Genomic DNA, 21929 nt, shown 5'->3' with positions numbered 1-21929 from the left:
GCGCAGTCGTTCAAGCAGGGCGGCCCGTGGAGCTTCAAGGTACCGGCGGGCACCTTCGTGGACGACGACCGCGACACGCTGGCCTACGGCGCGACGCTCGCGAGCGGCGCGGCGCTGCCGGCCTGGCTGAGCTTCGATGCGCAGACGCAGACGTTCCAGGCTGCGGCGAATGCACCCACGGGCACCTACGAGATCGCGGTCAGCGCCAAGGACCCCTGGGGCGCGCAGGCGGCGCAGCGTTTCGCCGTGACCGTGCAGGCCTCCACCATCACGGGCACCTCGCGCAACGACACGCTGACGGGCACTGCGGCCAACGACACGATCGACGGGCTGGCCGGCGCGGACACCATGTCGGGCGGCGCGGGCGACGACACCTACATCGTGGACAACACGGGCGACCGGGTGGTGGAGTCGGCCAATGCCGGTACCGACACGGTGATGTCGAGCGTGACGTACACGCTCGCGGCCAACGTGGAGAACCTCGTGCTCACGGGCTCGGGCGCGATCAACGGCACGGGCAACGGGCTGGACAACCGGCTCACTGGCAATGCGGGCGCCAACGTCCTCACGGGCGGCGCGGGTGCCGACTATTTGGACGGCGGAGCCGGGACCGACACGCTGGTGGGCGGGCTGGGCAACGACACGTACTGGCTGGCGCGAGGCCACGGCACGGACACGATCCAGGAGAACGACAGCACCAGCGGCAACCAGGACATCGCGAAGTTCGCGGGGGACGTGTCGTCGCGGCAGCTCTGGTTCCGCAAGGCGGGCAACAACCTGGAGGTGAGCATCATCGGCACGAGCGACAAGTTCGTGGTGACGGACTGGTACCGGGGTTCGCAGTACCAGCTGGAGCGCTTCGAGGCCGGCGATGGCAGGGCGCTGCAGGCCAATCAGGTTCAGAGCCTGGTGCAGGCGATGGCGTCGTTCTCGCCGCCGGCGGCGGGGCAGACGCAACTGCCGGCGAACTACCAGAGCAGCCTGGAGACCACGCTGGCGGCGAACTGGAGGTAGCGAGCGGGCAAGCGATGCGGGTGTCTCCGGGCACCGCATCGATGCCGGCGAGCGGGGCGCATTGCGAAGCAGCGCGGTGCGCCCCGACATGGGCCCTCGGCGGCAATGAACGTGTTTGGGTGAAAGTGAGCACCGCGCCGGTGATAGCGTGCCGGATCGACCGATGCTGCGGGTAGCGGGCTGCCTGCAGGACGTGGCACGGGCCGCTGTTTCAGCCAAGTTCTAGCGGCGCGTCTGCATCAGGCTGATCAGAGTCATTGGCGGCAGCAGATGCCTGCCAAGCACGCGGCACGGCCACTTGTCGCCGGTTCATGCGCCGCTGGTCCTGCAGCATTGCCGCTCTCCGCGGTCAATGGCTGGCACGATCGACGTCCGTCCAGACCGGGCGCTCTCGTGTGGACGACCTCTCTCCTTCCAGGTTTGCGGCAATCGGCTGCGAAGACCGGCGTTCTCGCCGTCCCCGCCACGCTACGATAGCTTACAAATAGACGCTAACGCCCCAGGGAGCACGAGGGCCCAAGACATGCACATCTCCAAACTTACACTGGTCAATTACAGGAACTTCAAGAACACCAGTCTGACGTTTCAGCGCGGTGTCAACACCATCATCGGAGAGAACGGCGCGGGCAAGTCCAACGTTCTCCGCGCAATCCGGCTGCTCCTGGACGACAACATGGTCCGCGCAGCTTATCGGCTGGAAGAGTCCGATTTCAGCCGTGCGCTAGATCAATGGCAGGGCCACTGGATCATCATCAGCATGGAGTTCGAGGACCTCAGCCCCGATGAGGCGGTTCAGGCGCTGTTCCTGCACGGCACAGCCGAAGTCCACGCTGGACCGATTTCCAAGGCCACCTACAACCTGATCTTCCGTCCCAAGAAGGAGATCCGGCTGAAGCTGGCGGCCCTCGACGACTTTGACAATGTGGAGTTGAGGGCAGTTCGGGAAGGCATCAGCATCGACGACTACGAGACCATCTTCACCGGACGAAGCAGCGCTGATTTTGGTGATCCGGCCACGTATCAACGGATCGTCGGAAACTTCGACTTATGTTCCTTCTCTGACGAAACCGAGTTCCCTGAGATTGGGGCCAAGGTGCCAGGATTTCTGTCCGTCACCAAGGAGGTGTCACTCACCTTCATCCAGGCACTTCGCGACGTCGTCGCCGAGTTTCACAATAACCGCACCAATCCGCTGCTCACCCTGCTCAGGAGCAAGAGCGGTGAGATCGACGCGGCGGCCCTGGTCCCCGTCGTGGACAAGGTGCGCGATCTCAATGGCGCCATCGAAGGGCTCGAGGACGTGCAGTCGGTGCGCAAGCACATCCGAGAGACCATCAAGGACACTGCCGGCGAAACCTACTCCCCGACCTCGCTGTCGATCCGGTCGGACCTGCCCGAGGATGCGGAGCAGCTGTTTCAGGCACTGCGCCTGTTCGTCGGGGAGTCGGAGGACGGATATGAAGGGACGATCAACGAGCTCAGCCTTGGCGGTGCTAATTTGATCTACCTGACCCTCAAACTGCTGGAGTTCAAGTACCAGCGAGAAAAGATGGCGATCGCGAACTTCTTGCTCATCGAAGAGCCCGAAGCGCATATCCACACCCATATCCAGAAGACGCTATTTGATCGCATCGCCTACGAGGATGCCCAGGTCATCTACACGACGCACTCCACACACATCTCCGAAGTGAGCAATGTGAGCAACGTCAACATCCTGGGTCGACGCGGCTCGTTCTGTGAGGCTTACCAGCCGGCGACCGGACTGGATCCTGCGCAGGTGACAAGCATCCAGCGGTACTTGGACGCAGTGCGGAGCAACCTGCTGTTCGCCAAGAGCGTGATTTTGGTGGAGGGAGACGCGGAAGAGATCCTGATCCCTGTGCTCGTGAAGCGAGTCCTGGGTTTGAGCGTGGACGAGTTGGGAATCAGTGTGATCAACATCCGAAGCACCGGGTTCAAGAACGTCGCGGTTCTGTTCCACGACACCCGGATCCGCAAGCGGTGCGCGATCGTCACGGACCTGGACACGATCTTCTTCGACACCACACCGAATCCGGCGGACGGCGACGCCTTGGCTGCTAGGAAGCGAAAGGCGATTGGCTCGCAAACGGCTGGAGCGCAGCGAAAGATCGATTTGGACGCATTTGGCGCGGGCAACGCCTGGGTGCGGAGCTTCTACGCCACGCATACCTTCGAGGTGGATCTGGTCGGGGCGGGCAACCATGAAGCCTTCGTGAGCAGCGTCAACAAGGTCTACAAGGCCCCATGGATGATCGCGCAGGCAATGACCGAACTTCGCTCGGGCCTCATCCATCAAAGTGGCTACCGGACCTTGACGATGGCCGAGCAGGAAGGAAAGGGGTGGTTCGCCATCTTGCTCGCGCAAACGCTGGATCACCAAGCCGTTATGCCCTCCTACATCAGAGAAGCCGTGCTGTTCGCGCATGGCTCGTTTTCGCGCCCGCTGATTATGCGAATCCTCCGGCATCGCGTGAACTGTCTGTTGGGCACGGATCGCGCTTCGCGTCCGCGCCTGACGGTCTTCAATTCTGAGGTGGAGCGTTTCGGGCGCTCGGAGATCGATCTAGCCACTCTTCGTGCGGCGGCCGTAACGGCGTTGCCGGGCGACGTGGTCCATTCGTTCCTTGCCGGGATGACCTGATGTTTGTCTGGGATGCCACCGAGCTCAATCCCGAGCAAGCGGCCGCCGTCGAAGAACCGTCGAGCGTCTTCCTGGTCGCCTGCCCTGGTAGCGGAAAAACGCGCACACTGACCTACAAGATCGCGTATGAACTGTCCCAGCGCACGGACAAGCGCATCGTCGTGGCCATCACCTATACCCACCGAGCCGCTGACGAGATCCAGGAGCGAATCGAAGCCCTTGGCGTCGACACCTCCGCCTTGTGGATCGGAACCATTCACTCGTTCTGTCTCGAATGGATCATCAAGCCCTACGGAATCTATGTCCCAGAGCTGGCTCGTGGGTACACGGTCTTGGACCGGTACGACCGCGAGAAGATGCTTGAGCGACTGTGCGCACCGTACCGCGGCGTGACCTTGTGGGACTGCGACTATTACTTCGAAGGGGATGGTTACCGGCTGGGGTGTGCCGACACCTGGAAGCATGACACGATCCACCAGGTGCTGGCGGGGTACTTTCGAGAACTGGCGGACACGAGACGCATCGATTTCGAGTTGATCCTCTGGTACTCCCAGGTGCTGATCCGGAGTCAGCCGCATATCGCAGCGCTGCTTTCGCAAGTCTTCTCTTATGTCCTCGTCGATGAGTACCAGGATACGAAGCAGATCCAGTACAACTTGGTAGGGGCCATTCTTCGGGCGGGCGCCGGCAGCACCAAGACGTTTATCGTGGGCGATCCCAACCAGGCAATCTATGGCTCACTTGGCGGTTATGCCATTTCAGCGGCGGACTTTCGCGCGCTCACGGGCATCCCCATTCGGGAGATGGCGCTGCGATTGAACTACCGCTCAAGCGCGCGGATTATCGGGCACTTCTCCAACTTCAATGTGCACGCTACCGACATCGAGGGAGCGGGCAAGATGGCGGGCTTTCCCAGCCAAGTCTCATACAACCGACTCGTTGCGCACGACGACCTTCATGACGAACTGGTCAGGCTCATTCGAACGAGCTTAGCCGAGGGGCATGCGCCCGAAGAGATTTGTGTGCTGGCGCCGTGGTGGATCTTGCTTGCGTCAACCACCCGGAAACTGGTAGCACTGCTCCCCGACCAGCAGTTCGACGGTCCAGGATTGGTGCCGTTCAGCAATGATCCCGACAACTTTTGGTTCAAGCTTTCCAAGATCTTGCTGACAGAGTCGTCGCCCCAAATGTTGGTGCGACGCATGCGATGGGCCAGGGACGTCATTGCCGACCTGCGAGACTTCGGCGTCGACACGTCCAGGATCACGCAGCGATCACTGCTGCGGGAGTCCAACTCGCTCGCCATTACCGAGACAGACGGCTTGGCGTATCTGGACCAAGCCTTTGTCGCGTTGCTCGATCGCCTGGGGATCGAGCTGAGTGCTTTTCCTGCGCTGGTGGAGCATCGCGAGGCATTCTTTGCGAGTTCCCTGGCGCGGCTGGAGAGGCTGCAGAACTCCGGCGCCGCCTACATCACCGATCTGTCGTTTTTCAAGAAGGTGTTCCGTGAACGGACCGGGATCACCGTGTCGACGATTCACGGGGTCAAGGGCGCGGAGTTTGACGTAGTCATCGCATTCGGTCTTCTCCAGGGCATGGTGCCCCACTTCAGCGATTCCGACGGTGATGTTGCAGCCAGCAAGCTGCTGTACGTCCTGGCCTCGCGCGCTCGAAAGCACTTGCACCTCATCTCGGAGGCCGGTCGCTCACGCGGAAGATATGGGAGCTACGAGCCCACCGAGGCTCTGGCCCGTTGTGAGTTCGATTACAACGGGTAGTGAGGGCGGCGCTGCGCGGGCCAGCATAGCCCCGAGCAAACGTCGCTAGAGGCTTGAACGCGCACCTACGGAAGCTGGCTTCGCGCCAGCGAGGTGATTGGCCGACAGGTCAACCAATGAGTCCTATCGGCGATGCGCCTGGGCGGTACGAACGGCAGCAGCGGGTCGAGGCGAGCCCGTCGCGCTGGCCGCGACCGGTCATTGACCGTGGGCGATCGCTCCGCGGGCGCGCGGACGGCTGCTGTACGTCGCTGTCTTGCCGCTCACGGCGGCACCGGGGGCCGTACCGAAGGTCAGCTTGGCGGCGATCATCGTGCGTACGCGCGTCGACAGCGACAGATGTTCAACGCGCGCGAGGCGTCCAGGGGTGGAGCTCACCCTCACAGTACAGTGGAAGTCCCGCCACCACCGGCGCTTCGGCGTCGAACAGCAACCAGGCGACGCCAGCATGCTCGGCCGCGGCCGTCACCATATCGAGGTCGTGCTCCGCGGGAGCGCGCTGGCGTGGAACCCCGATGAACACCAGGCCGCCGAACTCGGTTGGATAGGCGTGGACCGATAGCGCGTTGCGGCGCAGGAGCGCGCGAGTGGCCGGCTGCAGGTGCCACAGCGACACGGAAGCGATTCGTTCGGCCAACTCGTCCATGCGTGCGCTCAGGATGTCGCCTGCCTGGCATGGCAAGGCTTCTTCTACTTCTGGTTCGGTCAGCGGTGCGGCCATGGCGATGTGGAAGATCATCCGTGGTGTGATTGGCATCATAAACCCACTATGCGGGGATGCCTATTTCCTCGCCCCGGCACGCCAACGACCCGGTGCTCACCGCACTGGGCGAGGCGATACGCCGCAGCCGGCGTGCGCGGGGCATCTCCCAGGAAGAGCTCGCGCACCGCAGTGCGATCGACAGGTCCTACATGAGCAGCATCGAGCGGGGTGGCCAGAATCCCGGGATCATTTCCATCGCGCGCATCGCTGGCGCCATGGAAATGACCCTCACCGAACTGATGGCCGAGGCGCAGTTGTAGGGCGCGCGCGCCATGTGGGTGCGTGGACGGAAGAACTCCTGTGAGGCCGTGCGGCCGGAGCCAGGGCGGCGCGCGCCGTTCAGGCGCGCCGATGGAAATGGGTGATCGCGCGGCCGAGCATCACTGCCATCGCGATCGGAAACCCGGCCAACGTGGCGGGATGGAGCACCACCGGCAGGACCATGGCGATCACCGCGCCGCAGGCAGCGATGATGAGCAACGCGGCCCACAACGCGAACATCTCGGGATCGTGCTGCAGGAATTCCTTGGCCCGGATGACGCGCGAGAGCGCGCCATCGAGGCCCGCGGCACACCCCATCGGCATCAGCCAGGGCAGCCATTCAAGCAGACCCGACAGGCGGTAGCTCGCCAGCATCAGCAGCGCGTCGACCGACCGAAAGTAGGGGTTGTTGAACAGGCGTTGATTGACCGAGGCCATCTCGGTGGCCACGGCACCGGGCACCCCGGGCGTGCGGGGCATATCGCGCACCGCCGGCACCGGGCTGACGTCTGCGGCGTTGGACTGCATCGCGATCGAGCGCTCCAGCATGCGGTAGGCCGGCTCCGGCCCCCAGAACCGGACCGCGGCATCGTGCTCATGGCGCAGTTGCTCCAGGAAGCGCTCGGGAGGATGGGCCGAAGGCACGTAGAGCACCAGAACGAGCAGCAGCGCGAGGGAGGCCACGGCGACCGCGCGGATCATGCCTGCTTCCTTTCGAGGACACCGCTGGCATCGGGGTCGATGATCGGAAACCGCCCCTTGATGATCCGTCCACCTGACACCGAAGCGAAGTACTGCAGGTTCGGCAGCTTGCCCAAGACGTCGGCCGGCACGACTTCCTCGAAGCTCTCGGCCAGTTGGGCGGAGTAGCTCGACGAGAAGTCGCCCAGGTGGGCATCGGCGCCGTGGCTCAGGCCAACGCGCACGGTATGGATGGCCGTCTTGCCGAAGGTCTCGACCACGAAGTCCTGTGTCGGGCGGTCCTTGGTGCGCAGCGCGATCAGGTTGTTGAGGTTGCCGAGCGCCATGCGGGCCGCATCCTCGCTGCCCAGCCGCCGCGCCAGGTCGGCGAGCGTCTGCATGGCGCAGGTGGCGAAGATGCCGCCTTCGGCTCCCTTGTTCAGGATCTCGATCAGCGGCTGGTTGATGACGTTGCTCACCTCGTCCACGAACAGGCCGATCCGCCGGTAGGTGCCGAGGTTGTAACGCATGCCCGCGCGGGCCGCCTGATCGGCCAGGGCCAGCGCGCCAATGGCCGAAGCGACCGACGGATCGGGCAGTGCATCCAGGCACATGTAGAGCACGTGGCCGCCGCGCTCGATCTTTTCGAAGTTCATGATCGGCCGTGGATCTTGCGCATCGAACGGGTCCGGCGACAGGGTGCGGCCGAGGTCGCCGGAGGTGAGCATCGACAGGATGGGCAGCAGGTTCGCCGTGATCTTCTGGTAGTGCTCGCGGTTGTGCCTAAACACGCGGACCTGGGCGTCAAGGACCTTGTCGCGCTGGTTCTGAGGGACCTGGTGTTCGTAGTAGGCAACGAAGGCCATCAGGTCGGCGCTTGCGGCCTCGGAGGGCTTGCGCATGTTGCCGCGGTGGGCATCGTGCAGCAGCTTGCGCATCTCGGGTTGCTCGCGCCACGCACCGCCCAGGAGCTCGGCGTAGAAGCGCCGCAGCGAGGCCTCGAGCACAGGCTCGATGCCGCCCTCGATGTACTTGGTCAGCTTGATCAGGTTGGGACGCTCCTCCAGCTCGACCAGCGCCTGGCACACGACGTTCACCGCGTCCCAGCCGAAGGCTGAGAACGCCCCCGCTGTATCCGGCGGCATGATCGACTGGATGCGGGAGGCGATCTCGGTGGGCTTCTGCCAGTTGAATGTGAAGTCCAGCCGCACGCCGCGCTCCGGAAACGCGGGATGGAACTCCATGAAGGTGTCCGGCTCGCGGTAGTCCTCGCAGGCTTTCTCGACGACGCGCTTCAGGCGCCGGCTGTTCTTGGGATCGATCACGATGACCACATCGCCCCGCCGCACGGCCTGGGTGATCAGGTTGGCCAGCGCCACGCCCTTGCCAGACTGGGTCGTGCCAACGAGCAGGGTGCCGCCCTCGAAGTTCTGCAGCGGCCGGTACAGCGGGTGCTCTACAGGTTCTACCCCATGAATGTAGGGAAGGCCGATCTCCGCGTCGGGCTGCGCAGCCTCGCCCTGGCCGAGGCTGCGCAGCACCCATCGCGGTACCGCGAATTCCCGGTAGTCCACCTTGGAGAGCTCGTAGAGCCGTTGCGCATGCACTGGCCGCCACTCGAAGCCGAACCCGAGAAGCACCTGCGACGGGTCGACGCACAGGCGTGCCAGCGCCTGGCTGGTCAGCACCTGAATGCGGCGCCCACCGAGGGAGCCCCGCAGGCGCAGGATGCGCACCGCCTGCGTCAGCCTGCGCAGTGCCATCAGAAGGCAGGCGGTGGCAAGTCCCAGCGCGGGCGCGGTCGGCAATGGGCCGAGGATCGTGATGGCCACGAAGTACAGACCCGCGATCAACCACGCCAGGCCGGCATAGGCCTCGAAGGCGCGGCGCCAGGGCATCTCGTAACGACGCACCAGCATGTCAATGTCGCCCCTGGCGGGTGCGGGAAGAGGAAGAGGTCGTCGCAGGCGCTGCCTTGCCAAGGGACGTGAAGGTCCGTGCATCGGCCCCTTCGATATGCGCCGGCGCGAGGATCACGCCCAGGACGGTGCTCTCGCCGATGGGGCGAGAGACCGTGGAAGGGCCGCTGGCCTGCGGGCGCCAGAGCATCCGGGCTTCGTCCAGGGCCCGGATGGCCATGCCGGGCTGGATGCCGCGGCGCTCGAACTCGGCCAATGCCACGAAAAGACCTTCGGCCACGGCCTGGACCTGGCCGGCCCGGGCACTGTCGTTCGCCGTCTCCACGATGTCGGCCAGGATGCTGCGCACGGTGGGGTTCAGGCGCATCGGCGCTTTCAGACTCAGAATGGAAACGCCGGATGCGTCAGCCGATGGCGTGCCCTCGACGGATGCCTGAGCCCGCGTGTCCATGATGGAGGGCGGCCCCGCGGGAGGCGGGACATCGGTGTCGGCGTCCAGCAGGGACAGCTGTGCGGCCGCAGTGGCCGCAGGCGGTTTCGGTGGTGCTTGCGCTGTACCGAGAGCGGTCGTGTCCGTTGCGGCCGGGGTCGGCGTCGGGGCGGCTGGCGCTGGCGTTGGCGCAGCGGGTGACGATGGCACAGGACCGGGCGTCCTGGCGACCTGGGCGAGGAGACTCGTGCCCAGCGCGGGCGGCGGAGGATCGAGGCCGGTCAGCAGGATTGCAGGATTGGCGAGCTTGACGGCATCGCAAGGGGCCTTGGCGCCCGGGGGCTGGATCGGCCAGGTCCGGGCGGCGCCATCAGGCACCACGAAGACCCCGGCTTCGATCAGCACGTCCAGCAGGGTATGCGGGGACTTGGGGATGCCGGCCAGCTGGTCGCCCTCCAGAAGCGCGATCACATCCTCGGCCGCACCGGGCCAGACCAGGTACAGGCCCTCCGGTCCAAGCCAGACGCGGCTCTTGTCGCGGTTGGGTGTCCAGGCCGAGTGGCCGGCGGCAAGCCGACGCAGCGCATCCACGAGATAGCGCTCCAGATGCGAGCCGTACTGGGGCTTGCCGTAGCGGTCGGCGCTGGCGAGCAGATCGCGATCGATGACCAGCGCCATCGAGCGGCGCACGAGTTCATCGAGGACGTTGTGCTCGCGGTGCTGGGGAACGCCGGCGATGCTGGCCATCAACTGCGGCACGACGACCGCGTTGCCGTGGGCGAGCATCTGCAGCACCTCCGCCGGGACGACGTGGGGCAGTGCGAAGAGGCCCAGGCCGCGCGACTCGCGTGCGTGGGGGCGCCAGCGCACGAAATAGCGTGCTGCGCCGCGCTGCAGCCACGGCATCAGCCCACCAAGGAACGCGGGCCATTCGTCACCATCGGAGGTCGTCACGATGAGATGGCTCAAGGCACGGTGCAGCTCGCAGCACAGGCCGCCGATGAAGGTTGCGATGCGCCAGCGGGGTTCGAGCTCGCGGCGCTCGGAGATCGTCGAGCGGCCTGAGAAGATGTGTGCGTCCGTGCCCTGCAGGCTGAAGAACGCGGTCTCGAGGCCCAGCTGCAGGAGCCCCCCCGGTGCGCGGAAATAGTTGTCCGCGGTCGCGGGCAGCAGGTGTACGAAGCGTGCGTAGCCTTGCACGAGTGGCATCAGCTCGCGCTCGAAGGTGGCGCGGTCGGCGCCGAAGCACAGCTTGATGCGGCCCAGCAACTGCTCGTGGGGAGACAGCAGGGACGCCAGCGGTAGCGGCTCGAAGCCCGGGTCCGAGGACGCGAAGGATTGCGCGCCGCCGTGCGCGGGGGACATGCCAGGGGCCATCGATGGATCTCCGTGCCCGTTCAGGCGGGCGGTCCATTGTTGGGCGCACCGCTAGCGCTTGTCCGGTGGAAACGGAGCGCAAGAGGCGGGGGTTTCGATGTCGGCGTGCGAGGCGGTGCCCAGGATGGGCGCCAGGTGGACGATGATCTCGTCGCTCACCGGAGGCACTGCCGCCACGGTCGCGGTGAGGCGGGGATCGCGCCTGTGGCGCTCCATCAACTGGCAGAAGGGGCAGGGGCACGCCGCCGTGTCCGAGCCGCTGAGCGCATCAAGAAAGTCCGCGCCGCATCGGGTGCAGGACGCCAGGCGGAAGCTTGGGGCACTCGCGATCCACAGCCCTTCGACACGCGCTGCCAGATCGAAGGCGCGGTCGAAGCTGATGCGCGAGGGCGGACGGTAGACGGATTGGTAGTAGCGGTAGGCGGCGATCAGGGCTTCGGCTGCCGGGAACCCCAATTGGCGCAGGCGTGCGAAGTTCGCGACGACGACGGACGCTTCGGTGCGATGGAGCAGGTTGGCGCTGTGGTACCACTCGCGGGTGTCCGGAGCCCGTCCGCGCGGCGGCGGTTTGCGGGCGCTGAAGAGCAGATGCAGCAACTCCCGCGGGCGCAGGCCGGTGAGGTGGTTGATCGTGCGGATGCGCGCTCCCAGCAGGGCGCAGTCCCGCGCCAGCGCCAACGCACGCATGCGCTGATTGATGCGCACGGGCATCATGATTGCGCCTGGATGGGCCTGGACTTGGTGGGGTGGGGCGGGTGCGCCGCAGCCAGGGTGCCGACCAGCGCCGGCGGCGAGTCGATCAGTGCGACGAGGTCGCTCCTGGGAATGAACAGCGATGTCTCACCGACGGCGTACACGAGGGCCCAGAGCTCTGGTGGCGTCATGGTGCGCAGGCGTTCAGCCTGGCTGGCGTGCAGGCCGTACTTGCGGCAGGTGCCCACCATGTCCCGCTCCGCGCCCAGAAGGATCACGTGGAGCATTTGCAGGTTGGTGGATTGCACATCGGATAAGAGCAGGTGGCGCATGTCGGTTCCTTGGTAGTCCCCGGAACGGGGCTGTTGTCAACGATGATTCACGACGTCCTCGAAAGGCTATGGAGTGGTCTGGGGCCCGAAGCAGGATAGGTTGTCTGTCATGGGGAATGACACGAGATTTGCTGCCTCTGCTCGGATCCGATGCGGTTGCCACCGGAAACGGCGCGTTCTGCGGGCCGGTTTCGGAATTTGTGACATTACGTATCAGGGATGGCAGTACGGCGGGGGACCGACCCGGCGGACGGCGCAGAGCCTGCGCCGGTGGCGGGACCCAGGCGATCCCGGCTTGCCGGACTTCCTTTGTCCGGTGGCCGGGCTCGAGCACATGCGGCGCTCCATTCGGGAAGCGAGGCGCATTGGCCGCGGCGCCCGGAGCGCGGGCGCCGCCCGGACGGCAAAGGGGAACCCTTTGCGTCCTGAGGCGGCGCACCGGCATCAAGCGGCTTCGGCGAGCGGCTTCCATTCGGCGGCACTCAGCTCGATGAGCTTGCCGCCCAGCACTTCGAACTCGGTCGCCCGGTCGTAGTCGTCCACTTCCTGGCTGTAGTGGGTGACCGCGTTGACCAGGCCGTAGCCCGACAGGTCGCCGCCTGCCACCAGATGGCGCAGCACCCCCGAACGTTCGGCGTCGTTGAGCGTGTAGCGCTGGGCCAGCACTTCCACGCTCTGCACCGGATCCCCGGTGAGCTGGATGCCCATGGTCCTCTGCATCTTCGCGGCCGCCTGCTGGAAACTCACCTCGGACACCGATGCCTGCACGACGTCGCGAACCTTCAGGAAGAAGGCCTTGTCGTCGGCTTGCAGGGTATCGTCCTGGTAGACCCTCACGCCGTCATCCTCCTGGGCCAGCGAACGCCCCACGTGTGTCTTGCGCAGCGCGCGGTCGGCCACGATCAGGCCGTTGCGGCACACCAGTCGGAACAGCAGCGGCTGCACCGACAGCGTGCCCTGCCCGACTTCCGAATTCGAGATCGCGATGCCCGCCTGCACGATGTCACCGGGCGCCATCTCGTACGTCAGCCGGGACGTGACGCACTTGAGGTACATGCGCGTCTCGGTCAATTCCACCGATTCGATCGCCAGGCCCGGCAGTCCCCGCAGGATCGGCAGGACGTGCTCGACCAGGGCATAGTTGTCCAGGCGGCGATAGCGGTCGGACAGCACGGCGCGCACATTACCGTCGAGCGTGCGCAGCAGTCGCCGATCGGCTTCGCTCTGCAGCCAGGTGTTGACGTTGCGGTCCAGCAGTGCCGGATGGTTCTCGCGCATGCGCTCGAAATACGCGTACGGGATGCCCAGCTTGTCGGCCAGCTGGCGCCGCGCCAGGGGTGTCACGCCATAGGAGGCCGGCCCGCCGGCCTCTTCGATCACGAGGCTCGTGCCGCCGCTTTCGCTGGTGCTGTGGCGCACGAGCGGCGAGGGCACGACCAGGTCCTTCTTGCTCTCGAGCTGGCGTTGCAGTTCCTGCGCCAGGCTCACCAGGGTACGTCCGTTCTTCATGACAATCTCCGATTGCAAAAAAAACGGGGACGACACTCCCCCTGCGGGGACGCGCGTCCCCGCGAGGGTGGGTGAAGGACCGGCATGGGCCGATCCGCTGTGGGCGCGACCGGGGCCGCGCGTGATCTTCCGAGGCTGCCTTTGCCGCACGACGGATGCCGTGGCGGCCTGGTCTGGCAGCGACCAGGGGGAGAAACCTTTTCAGTGCAGGCTCAGGAGCCTGAACCTGCGCTGAAAAAGCGGGGGAGGGCACGATGCCCACCCCCAGCCAAGATCAAGCCGCGCGCAGCAGGACGGCTTCTTGCCGCTGCCGCCACACGTCGGCCCAATCCGTGCCCGCCTGACGCGGCACGAAGACGCGTACCGTGCGAGGTCCACTGCCGGCCGGCTCGCGCCGGAGCCGGCGTGCGAGCGCGTAGGCACTCGCCTGGCCGGTGTAGTCGCCGTCGGCATCGTTGTCGCTGTAGATGCACACGCTGCGCACCGAGTCCGGGATCCAGAGCTTTTCCAGGTTGCCCGCACTCAAGGCGCACCACACGGGCTTGCCGTGTGCCAGCAGTACCGCGATCCCCGTCTCGATGCCTTCGCAGACGGCCAGTTCGTCGGTCGCGTCTGCCAGCCGGACGGCGCCGCCTGCGAAGCCGCTGCTCAGCACCTTCTTGGCATCGGGCGCGTCGAGCTTGCGGCCGGAGCTCAGGTAGGTGCGGTGCAGCGTGACCGCACCCTGCGCGTCCTGCACGCTGGCCAGCATCGCGGGGTACTCGGCGACCTTGCGGGCCTTGGCCGCGCCTTCCTTCTGGTAGTAGCCGAGAGCCGGGTGAAAGCGCAACGACGCGGGGTAGCTGCTCAAGGACAGTCCCCGGCCCCGCAGGTAGCGGTCCACCTCATCGCCGAGCGTGACGGCGCGCGCCTCGTTCCAGATGCGCTGCACCAGCTTCTTCATGCGCTCCGGTGCGGCTTCAGCGGCCGCAGGGATAGGCCTGGCCGGCGGCAGCATGCCCAGCATCTTCTCGACAGCGCACAGCGCTGCATGGAATTCCAGGCCCTTGCAGGCCTGCAGCAGCTTGAAGCCGCCACCGGGACCGCACTTGCGGCAGTGGTAGTTCCCCTCGCCGTACTTGTCGGTGTACTGGAAACGGTCCACCCCGTCCTTGCAGACGGGGCAGGGCATCGGCCTGCGCTTGAGCAGGCGCTCGTCCAGGCCCAGGGCCCCGAGGATCTCGGTCCAGCGGCCGTGCGCGCGTTGCTTGACGGCCTCGATGCGCGCCGCGTACTCAGCGTTCTGCATCGCGGTCTCCGGCGCCCTGGGCGAGTTCCACCGTGCAGCCGGGCTGGCCGCCGACACCCACGGTCACCTCGAAGTGTCTGCCATGCAGCAGCGGGTACTTGTCGAGGTGGAGTTCGGCCAGCAGCGACGCCAGGGTCTGCGCAGGATCCGTGGAGCGCAGGCGCCGGATGAGACCGGCCAGCGCGTCGCGGTCCGCATTCATCTCGTCTTCGCGGTAGCGATCGTGGTCGTCGATGAAGTCGGACAGCTGGCGCACCGGCTCGCCCGAGGCTTCGCCGACGGGAACAAGGATGTCATCGCCGCGGCACACGCCTTCGTCCACGATGTCCACCACATGGTCGCCCACGCGGATGCGCACCGACTGGCAGAGGATGACCAGGGGCCAGGCCCACCGGCCTTCCAGCGTGGCGCGCGCCGTTTCCCCGCGCGCTTCGATGTGCGCCTCGTGGTTCTCGATGTAGCGGACATGGGGCCGAAGCCAGTGGTCCGGGTGCAGGGCGTAGGCCTTGACATTGAGCCACTGCTTGTACCTGGCGAGCATCCAGTGCCCCGTGTTCTCTGCGTCGCGGGGCCAGCCCAGCGACACGAGCGTCACGCGGCCGGCCTCGATGTCGCAGCGACTCGGTACGACCTCGACCGGCGCGACATAGTGCCGCTGATCGTAGGGCGCCTGGACGGGGTAGCCGACGATGCGCTCGAACAGCGCCGCCGGCAGTGCATCCATGTCGTTGAGCAGGTCCACATGGCCCCAGTGCGTCATGGCGTCGAAATAGGTCTCGACGAACTCCGCCGGGGACATCTGCGCGCGCGCCGCTTCCAGGATGGTCCGCCAGGACTGCCTGACCTGATCCTGGATCTTCTGGACCTGCTGGTCCGCGTCGATCAGCGTGTCCCGGTCGGGCAGCCGTGCCATGAACTGCCGGGGATCCAGGTGCACGACATTGGCGTCGCTGGTGCTGCAATACATGGGCCGTTTCACGCAGATGCCCTGCAGGAACACCAGGGTGTCCCGGCCGGGCTTGCCGTCGCGCCGGCCCGCCACGTGCATGGCCCCGATCGGCGTGGACATGCACTGCAGGTGATCCTCTGCGCATCGGCGTTCGAGCCGATGGCCGTTGAAGACCACGTCGACCGGGAAGCCCTCGCACAGCGCTTCCATGCGATGCGCCAGGCCGGCGATGTCCACCCCGTACAGCTCGATCGCCGTGCCCTCCACGGGCTGGGCCGTGGTCTCGATGTCGAAGGCTTTGCGCCGCAGCGCCGCCGCGGTGTCGATGTCCACGCGCTGATGGCGCGAGGCGACCACGACACGGGTCGCCGCGTAGAGGCACATCGTGAAGCCGATCCCGAAAGCTTGTTCCTGGGCCACGGTGCCCGCGTCCCACCCGGACTCATGGAAGCTCAAGAGCTTCTGGAAGTCCTCGATGCCGTGCCCGTCGTCCCGCACGCGCAGCACACGCTCCTCGGCCGCGTGGTCGACGCAGATGTGGAGCGCGCCCGCACGGCGGGCGTTCTGGAGCAGCTCAGTGATCAGGCTGAACCGATCGGTGAAGGCGTGGCGCTGGTTGCGCAACGCGCCCTCTTCGTTGATGCGAACTTGGATTTGCATGGAGATCTCCTGAAGTGCCAGGCACCGTCCCGCACAGCGGGCGGCCCGCTGGCGGGGTGGTCAAGATTCAGTCGCAGTTGCCCCCAACGCGGGGGAGGGCCGCCGTTAACAACTGGCCGCAGGCGAGGGCCTGGACCAGCACGTGCCGCTCGAACTCCCAGGGCAGCACGTGCCGGCTGTCCAGGGCTTCGCCGTGCACGTCCAGGCGCTCGACCTTGAAGCCCAACGGGTGCCAATGCACCCGGTAGACCAGGCGGTCGGCACCCGCGATGACGAAGCTGCGGCCGGCCAGGCCGGTGAGGACTTCGCTCTCCTTCACGAGGAATTCGATGTCACCCATGGCCCGGACGGGAAGCAATGTGTCCGGACGGGCGGGTCGATGCGTGGCGTGAAGCATGGTTGTGACCCTCACTCGTGGTTCGGCCCGCAGGCCGGCGTAGAAACAGGTGCCGCTGCGGCAAGGCGCATCGGCATGGCATCGGTCGCGAGCGACGGTGCAGGTCCTGCCGGCGCAAGATCGGGCGCGGAGCAGGGCTGCGGCATGTCCGCACGCAGGGCTTCTTCCATGGCGAGGGCGTCCTGGTAGTCCAGGTGGCCGGCCAGGCCGTAGGCCACGAAGATCGTCAGCAGACAGAGAGCGTCCTTCCAATGGGTCATGGCGGACTCCTTTCAGAAATGGGTGGACAAGAGGTCAGGCGAACAGGTCGCCCTCGACGGCGATGCGCCGGATCTCCGCGTTGATCCACTGGGGGTCGCGTGCCAGTCGGGCCTCGACCCAATCGGGGTGGTCCACGATGGCCTCGCGTACCCAGGCGGGGTAGCGCGCCAGGGTCTGGTGCAGCCAGCGGCCCACGGTGCAGCGGATGCGATCGCGGACCTCTTCGGCATCGAGCAGGCCGCAGTACGGCAGGGGCGACAACGGGCTGCAGCCCACGACGCGCAGGCAGGAAACGAAGCTGAAGGGCTCGCGGTCCTTGTCGCGCTCGGTGAACACCCAGCGCAGGGTGTCGAGCTTTTCCTCCAGCGGTGTCTCGGGATCGGCCAGGCGATGGACCTCCTTCAACAGGCGCCAATGGAGCAGCACGATGTCTTCTTCGCTCCATTCGATGGGCGATGTGTCGTTCGCGCCATCGAACAGGGCTTTGGCCGCAGCCGTGTCGAGCGGGGCGATGTGGGCGTCCCCGGATTGCAGCCTCTCGAGCAGGGTCTGGAAGACGGAATGCTCGGCAGGGTCGGTGCCCGGGAAGACGCCGATCGGCGGGACGGGATGTGTTTCGAACGGGATGCTGTGGTCCAGCATGGTGGGCTCCTTGGGAAAGGCAGGAGCCAACGCACCCGTCGGGGCGGATGGCCCCAAGGGGTGGACGTTGTGAACGGATCCGCGGTGCGGACCAGGGATTCCAGGGCTGGCGGGATCACGGCGCGAGAGCGCCGTGGGGCCGGTGTGCCAGCGACCGGCAGGGAGAAGCTTTCGGCGCCAGGCCGAGGGGTCTTCGACCCCGGCTTCGAAAGCCGCCGGTGAGAAGCGTCAAGGTCGCGGCAGCGATGCATGCGCAGCAGCGCTGCGCATCGCGTCGGGGAAGTTCCAGGGCTTGCCGGGGGAGTGCAGGGCCAGCTACTGCATGGACCACACGGTAGGCACGCCGTCCTCGGGCGTCAATGCCCGCAGCGGCCGCAACGGCCTCCAATGCCGAAATCACGCCGACTTCGAGCCTGTTTCGCGTGGCGACGCGCGGGGCCCTTGCCGATCATTCGAGTGCGGCGCGATGCCTCAGGAGGTTCCGATCATGGCCGACAGCGAATCCATCAAGCATGCCAAGTACGACCAGGGGGGCGTCAATGCGCGCATCCTTTCTAAAGAAACGAAGGCCGACTTCCGCCGGGTCGAAGCCGCGAGCCTGAAGATCAGGGCGAGCTTCTCGAGCGCGGAAGGCAAGCGGCTTTTCGTGCGGTACTTCAACACTTTCCAGCTGGGCATCCATTTCATTTCGGTGATCTCACGCACGCGGCTCAACCACGACGACGTCGCGAAGGTCGAGGGACTGATCCGCGAGCAGATGGACAAGGTGACCGATCAACTGAACCAGTCCATCGACGGAGCCGAGGCCCTCTTCCAGGCCCATGGCATCACCAGCGCAGCGACCTATGACACGGTGCCGATGGAGCTCGATGTCGGGGTACTGTCATCCAGCAGCCGGCGATACCTGGAAATCCTGGGCAAGCTCGACCAGTTGATGCCGCTGCTGCAGACGCTGGAGATCCACGAGGTCATCACGACCCAGGCCGTCGACATCGAGCGGGCGGCGCTGAAGCGCAAAGTGCGCGACGTCGCCAACGGAGCGCGCAATCTCGCCACCCGGCTGCGCCGAGAAATGAATGCCCTCGACGTGCGTCGCCCTCCGATGGTGGGCGAGGCCTCCGCGGACGGCGAGGACACGCTCCCCGGAGACGTTTCCCCGCAGCGGGAGGATTTGCCCGTCGCCGTCGTGGAGGAGGAGCCCGAGGCCACCGGGGTCGCGCCATCGCCGGCGGCAGCGGGGTTGGACGAGGTCGCGCCAAGTCCCGGGTAGGGCCAGGGCGTCGCATCGCCACCCGAAAACGCCCGCCCGGCCATCGATTGCCATGCGGCACGGCGGGCAGGGGCGCATCTGCGATCGGCCCCGCAGTACAGTGGTTCGGGAGGACACGCGTTGTTTGCCCCCGTGTGCTCCGCCGGCCTGTGCCGGCCCCGTCGCAGTCGTCACCTGCCTTCAGCCTCCTGCCTTGCCAATGCAGGTAGTCCCAGCCTGTTCACGACGTTGCGCGCGGCCTGCATGCGCGCCCGCCATCCATTCGTGCCTGAGGCGCAATTGCCCGGCACGCGACTGCGTCGCGCGCCATCCTTTCCAGATACCCCGCAACCGACCGGAACGCCGACGCGGGGGGACACGAGCATTGCGTTCCTTGGCTGCGGCACTTCTCCAGACCACATCCGCAGCGACATAGCGGGTCATCCCCTCCACCCACGGGCAGAACGCTCGGGAAAGGAATGATCATGCACATCGCATCCCCGTCCCCCACCCCTGTGCCCATGGGCACGTCCGCGCAACTGATGGCCGCGAGCCCAACGCCGCCGCCGACCTTGCCAGCCTCCGGCTTCATCCGCCAGCGGCTGCTGCTCCAGTGCATTCCATTCTCGAAATCCACGCTCTGGCGGCGGGTGAAGGCCGGGGCGTTTCCGGCGCCCTTGCGGCTGTCGGAAGGCATCACCGCCTGGCGTGCGGAGGAGGTGCACCGCTGGATCGCGGAGCGCGGGTAGCGACAGCGGGAGCGCTGGCGCCGGGCGATCGGCAATGGGCTGCCGTGCCCATCAACCCATGGATGCGGACAGGTCCGTCCAGGACGTGCCACGGGGCCGGCCCGGGCCGCCGCGGCTGGCCATCGCGCTGCACTTTGGTCAGCGAATCAGTGGCTATTGGTTATTCGATGCATTGACGAATGGGTATTGATGGCCATTGCGGGGTATGAATAATTTTTCTCCCTTCAGGCGGTTCCGATCGGAAATCTCATTGCCGACCCCGTTGAAAGCGAACGAATACAGGGGATGCTTTCCTGATTCCCCATGGATGGCGGTGCGCTCTCCGGCACGCCCCACGTTTTATATCGAGTCCCTCTCTATGTTGCAATTTCGGCTCCGGCAAATGGAAGTCTTTCGCGCGGTGATGCTCACCGGCTCCGTCAAGGGCGCAGCCTCCCTGCTGTGCATGTCCCAACCCGCCGTGAGCCGCGCGATCGCCCACACGGAGCAGACCATCGGCTTCGCGCTGTTTCAGCGGACCAAGGGCCGACTGGCTGCGACGCAGGAAGCCCAGGCACTGATCGGTGAGGTCGAGGCCTTCTATCGCCATGCGATCCAGGTGAACGATTTCGCGGCCAACCTGCGCAATGGGTCGGCCGGCACGCTCACGATCTACACCAGCCACTGCCTGAGCCGTGGACTGGTGTCGCGGGCGATCGTGCGGTTCCTGGCGAACCATCCCAAGGTCCATGTGCAACTGCGCGCCTGCGTGCTGGCCGACTTGCCCAGCGCCGTGGTCGGCAACAAGGCGGACCTGGGCGTGGCGGTGCTGCCGCTCGATCATGTGCATCTCCATGTACAGCGCTTCACCGAGGGACGGATGGTCTGCGTGATGCCGACCGATCATCCGCTGGCGAACGCCGAGGCCGTCAGCTTCGCCGATCTGGCTGCCCATCCGACCATCGCGCCGCATCCCAGTATTGCCTTCGGCCAGATGATCGCCACCGCTCTGCAAAAGGCCGGCGTCACGCTGGATTCCCGGATCGACATCCACCACATGGATGTGGCCTGTGCGCTGGTTCGGGCCGGCGCGGGCGTGGCGATCGTCGATGAATTCACGGTGGAGGGACTCGGGTGTGGAGACTTGCGGATGCTCCCCCTGGCCGAAGAAATCGTCCTCACGCCCGCAGTGCTGCGCTCCACGCTCTGCGCGGACCGTCCCTATGTCAAGTCCTTCGTGGCGGCACTGACGGAGCAGGCCCGGATAGATCGAATCTCCACCGTTTGATTCATTGTTTCCGGTTATTGAATTGATAAATGAAAGCCACTCCTGCCTCTGAATGGTCGGGGGAATTAACCAAATCGCATACCCGGTCCGCGATTTAGCAATCGGCGAATTCCGCACCGCGGCATAGCATTTCCCGCAACAGCTTCAACGGGAGAACCTATGCGAATCGGATTGGTGGGTGCGGGCAATATTGGGGGGCATTTCGCGGCACGCTGGCTGGATGCCGGCCATCGCGTGGTGGTGCGCGACGTGAATCCGGTCATCATGGACCAGATGGACGATCTGGGCGCGGACGCCGCGTCCAGCCTGGAAGACCTCGCTCTGCAGGTCGACGTGGTCTGCCTGAGCCTGCCCCTGCCGGGCACGGTGCTGGAGGTCGCCCGGGGCATCGCGTCGAGCCGTACTCGCGCGGGCCTCGTCGTGGACCTGTCGACCACGGGCGCGAAGGTGACGCAGGAGGTGGATGAACTGCTGCGGCACGCCGGCATCGCCTTTCTGAGCGCCCCGGTCAGCGGTGGCACCGTCGCCGCTGCGCAGGGCCAGTTGACCGTGATGGCCGCGGGGACCAAGGCGGCCTACGAGCAGGCCCGGCCGGTTCTCGAAGTGATCGGCCGCAATCTCTTCTATCTTGGAGGGGACGTGCGCCTCGGGCAGTCGCTCAAGCTGATCAACAACACGCTCTACGCGATCAACATGATCGCGAGCTGCGAGGCGTTGGTTTGCGGCACCAAGGCCGGCCTCGATGGCAGCACGATGCTCGACGTCATCAACCGGTCCAGCGGCCGGTCGTTCGCCACGCTGGAACGCATGCAAGGCGCGCTGGACCGGAGCTTTCCAGTGCGATTCACCATGGCGCTGCTGCGCAAGGACGTGGCCCTCGCCCTCGCCGCCGCGCAGGAGTTGGGCGTGCCCATGCACGTCACGCAGCAGGCCCTGCACCTCCTCGATCTCGCGATCGCCGACGGCCTCGGCGACGCCGACAACGTCGCCGCGATCCAGACCATCGAGCGGCAGGCGGGCGTGGTCTTCAGCGGCGCGGCCTCCTGAG

20 protein-coding genes are annotated in these 21929 nt (G+C 65.9%); 8 read left to right on the top strand and 12 right to left on the bottom strand.

Annotated features, from left to right (window positions below):
• The 3 genes from AX018_RS15555 to AX018_RS15545 form a co-directional block, all read left to right on the top strand.
• A partial coding sequence (locus AX018_RS15555; RefSeq protein ID WP_245951581.1) for a putative Ig domain-containing protein occupies positions 1–1014 on the top strand: 1014 nt, incomplete at its 5' end.
• Positions 1015–1537: 523 nt separating this feature from the next.
• Entirely contained in the window at positions 1538–3676 is a 2139-nt protein-coding gene (locus AX018_RS15550) for an ATP-dependent nuclease (RefSeq protein WP_111878843.1), read from the top strand.
• Complete coding sequence (locus tag AX018_RS15545; RefSeq protein ID WP_111878840.1) at positions 3676–5454, top strand: UvrD-helicase domain-containing protein; 1779 nt, start codon at positions 3676–3678, stop codon at positions 5452–5454. Before AX018_RS15550 ends, AX018_RS15545 begins: the two co-directional genes overlap by 1 nt.
• Before the next feature lie 343 nt (positions 5455–5797).
• Here AX018_RS15545 and AX018_RS15540 read toward each other — a convergent pair whose 3' ends face one another.
• Positions 5798–6193: a DUF5983 family protein gene (locus AX018_RS15540; RefSeq protein ID WP_353618494.1), complete on the bottom strand. Its 396-nt coding sequence runs from the start codon at positions 6191–6193 to the stop codon at positions 5798–5800.
• A gap of 38 nt (positions 6194–6231) precedes the next feature.
• On the opposite strand from AX018_RS15540, the gene AX018_RS15535 reads away from it, so the two are divergent.
• Positions 6232–6477 carry a helix-turn-helix domain-containing protein gene (locus tag AX018_RS15535; RefSeq protein WP_111878836.1) on the top strand — a complete coding sequence of 82 codons (246 nt, stop codon included), beginning with the start codon at positions 6232–6234 and terminating at the stop codon, positions 6475–6477.
• Between the two features lie 79 nt (positions 6478–6556).
• Here AX018_RS15535 and AX018_RS15530 read toward each other — a convergent pair whose 3' ends face one another.
• The 11 genes from AX018_RS15530 to AX018_RS15480 form a co-directional block, all read right to left on the bottom strand.
• Complete coding sequence (locus AX018_RS15530) at positions 6557–7180, bottom strand: IncC plasmid conjugative DNA transfer DtrJ family protein (protein ID WP_111878834.1); 624 nt, start codon at positions 7178–7180, stop codon at positions 6557–6559.
• On the bottom strand, positions 7177–9078 hold the full coding sequence (traD, locus tag AX018_RS15525; protein ID WP_111878831.1) for a conjugative transfer system coupling protein TraD: 1902 nt from the start codon (positions 9076–9078) through the stop codon (positions 7177–7179). The genes AX018_RS15530 and traD overlap by 4 nt, the downstream gene beginning before the upstream one ends.
• A 1-nt stretch (position 9079) precedes the next feature.
• Positions 9080–10885, bottom strand: a complete 1806-nt coding sequence (gene mobH / locus AX018_RS15520) for a MobH family relaxase (RefSeq protein WP_111878829.1) — start codon at positions 10883–10885, stop codon at positions 9080–9082.
• Positions 10886–10936: 51 nt separating this feature from the next.
• The gene (locus tag AX018_RS15515) at positions 10937–11599 is read right to left on the bottom strand and encodes a FlhC family transcriptional regulator (protein WP_111878826.1); all 663 of its coding nucleotides are present in this window, start codon (positions 11597–11599) and stop codon (positions 10937–10939) included.
• A complete protein-coding gene (locus tag AX018_RS15510) occupies positions 11596–11910 on the bottom strand; it encodes a hypothetical protein (protein WP_111878824.1) in 315 nt (104 codons plus the stop codon). Before AX018_RS15510 ends, AX018_RS15515 begins: the two co-directional genes overlap by 4 nt.
• 444 nt (positions 11911–12354) lie before the next feature.
• Positions 12355–13419, bottom strand: coding sequence for a DUF932 domain-containing protein (locus AX018_RS15505; protein ID WP_111878821.1), 1065 nt, complete (start codon positions 13417–13419; stop codon positions 12355–12357).
• A 274-nt stretch (positions 13420–13693) separates the two neighbouring features.
• Complete coding sequence (locus tag AX018_RS15500) at positions 13694–14707, bottom strand: DUF7146 domain-containing protein (protein WP_111878819.1); 1014 nt, start codon at positions 14705–14707, stop codon at positions 13694–13696.
• Entirely contained in the window at positions 14694–16316 is a 1623-nt protein-coding gene (locus tag AX018_RS15495) for an ATP-binding protein (RefSeq protein ID WP_111878816.1), read from the bottom strand. The genes AX018_RS15500 and AX018_RS15495 overlap by 14 nt, the downstream gene beginning before the upstream one ends.
• A gap of 67 nt (positions 16317–16383) precedes the next feature.
• On the bottom strand, positions 16384–16656 hold the full coding sequence (locus AX018_RS15490) for a hypothetical protein (RefSeq protein WP_245951580.1): 273 nt from the start codon (positions 16654–16656) through the stop codon (positions 16384–16386).
• A gap of 68 nt (positions 16657–16724) precedes the next feature.
• Complete coding sequence (locus tag AX018_RS15485) at positions 16725–16973, bottom strand: hypothetical protein (protein WP_111878814.1); 249 nt, start codon at positions 16971–16973, stop codon at positions 16725–16727.
• 34 nt (positions 16974–17007) lie between these two features.
• Positions 17008–17616 (bottom strand): hypothetical protein, encoded by a 609-nt coding sequence (locus tag AX018_RS15480; RefSeq protein ID WP_111878811.1) that lies wholly within the window; start codon positions 17614–17616, stop codon positions 17008–17010.
• A 487-nt stretch (positions 17617–18103) separates the two neighbouring features.
• Between AX018_RS15480 and AX018_RS15475 the strand changes: the two genes are divergently transcribed.
• The 4 genes from AX018_RS15475 to AX018_RS15460 all read left to right on the top strand — a co-directional run bounded on the left by AX018_RS15475 (position 18104) and on the right by AX018_RS15460 (position 21928).
• Positions 18104–18886 (top strand): DUF1845 domain-containing protein, encoded by a 783-nt coding sequence (locus AX018_RS15475; protein WP_245951579.1) that lies wholly within the window; start codon positions 18104–18106, stop codon positions 18884–18886.
• A 464-nt stretch (positions 18887–19350) separates the two neighbouring features.
• Positions 19351–19614, top strand: coding sequence for a helix-turn-helix transcriptional regulator (locus tag AX018_RS15470; RefSeq protein ID WP_245951578.1), 264 nt, complete (start codon positions 19351–19353; stop codon positions 19612–19614).
• 382 nt (positions 19615–19996) lie between these two features.
• Entirely contained in the window at positions 19997–20881 is an 885-nt protein-coding gene (locus tag AX018_RS15465) for a LysR family transcriptional regulator (RefSeq protein ID WP_245951577.1), read from the top strand.
• Positions 20882–21040: 159 nt separating this feature from the next.
• A complete protein-coding gene (locus AX018_RS15460; protein ID WP_111878808.1) occupies positions 21041–21928 on the top strand; it encodes an NAD(P)-dependent oxidoreductase in 888 nt (295 codons plus the stop codon).
• Position 21929: the final 1 nt, after the last annotated feature.

The sequence above is a fragment of the Paracidovorax anthurii genome (assembly GCF_003269065.1).
In the GTDB taxonomy this organism is placed as follows: domain Bacteria; phylum Pseudomonadota; class Gammaproteobacteria; order Burkholderiales; family Burkholderiaceae_C; genus Paracidovorax; species Paracidovorax anthurii.
Note: the sequence above shows the minus strand (reverse complement) of the source record. Positions and strands in the feature narration are given on the sequence as shown.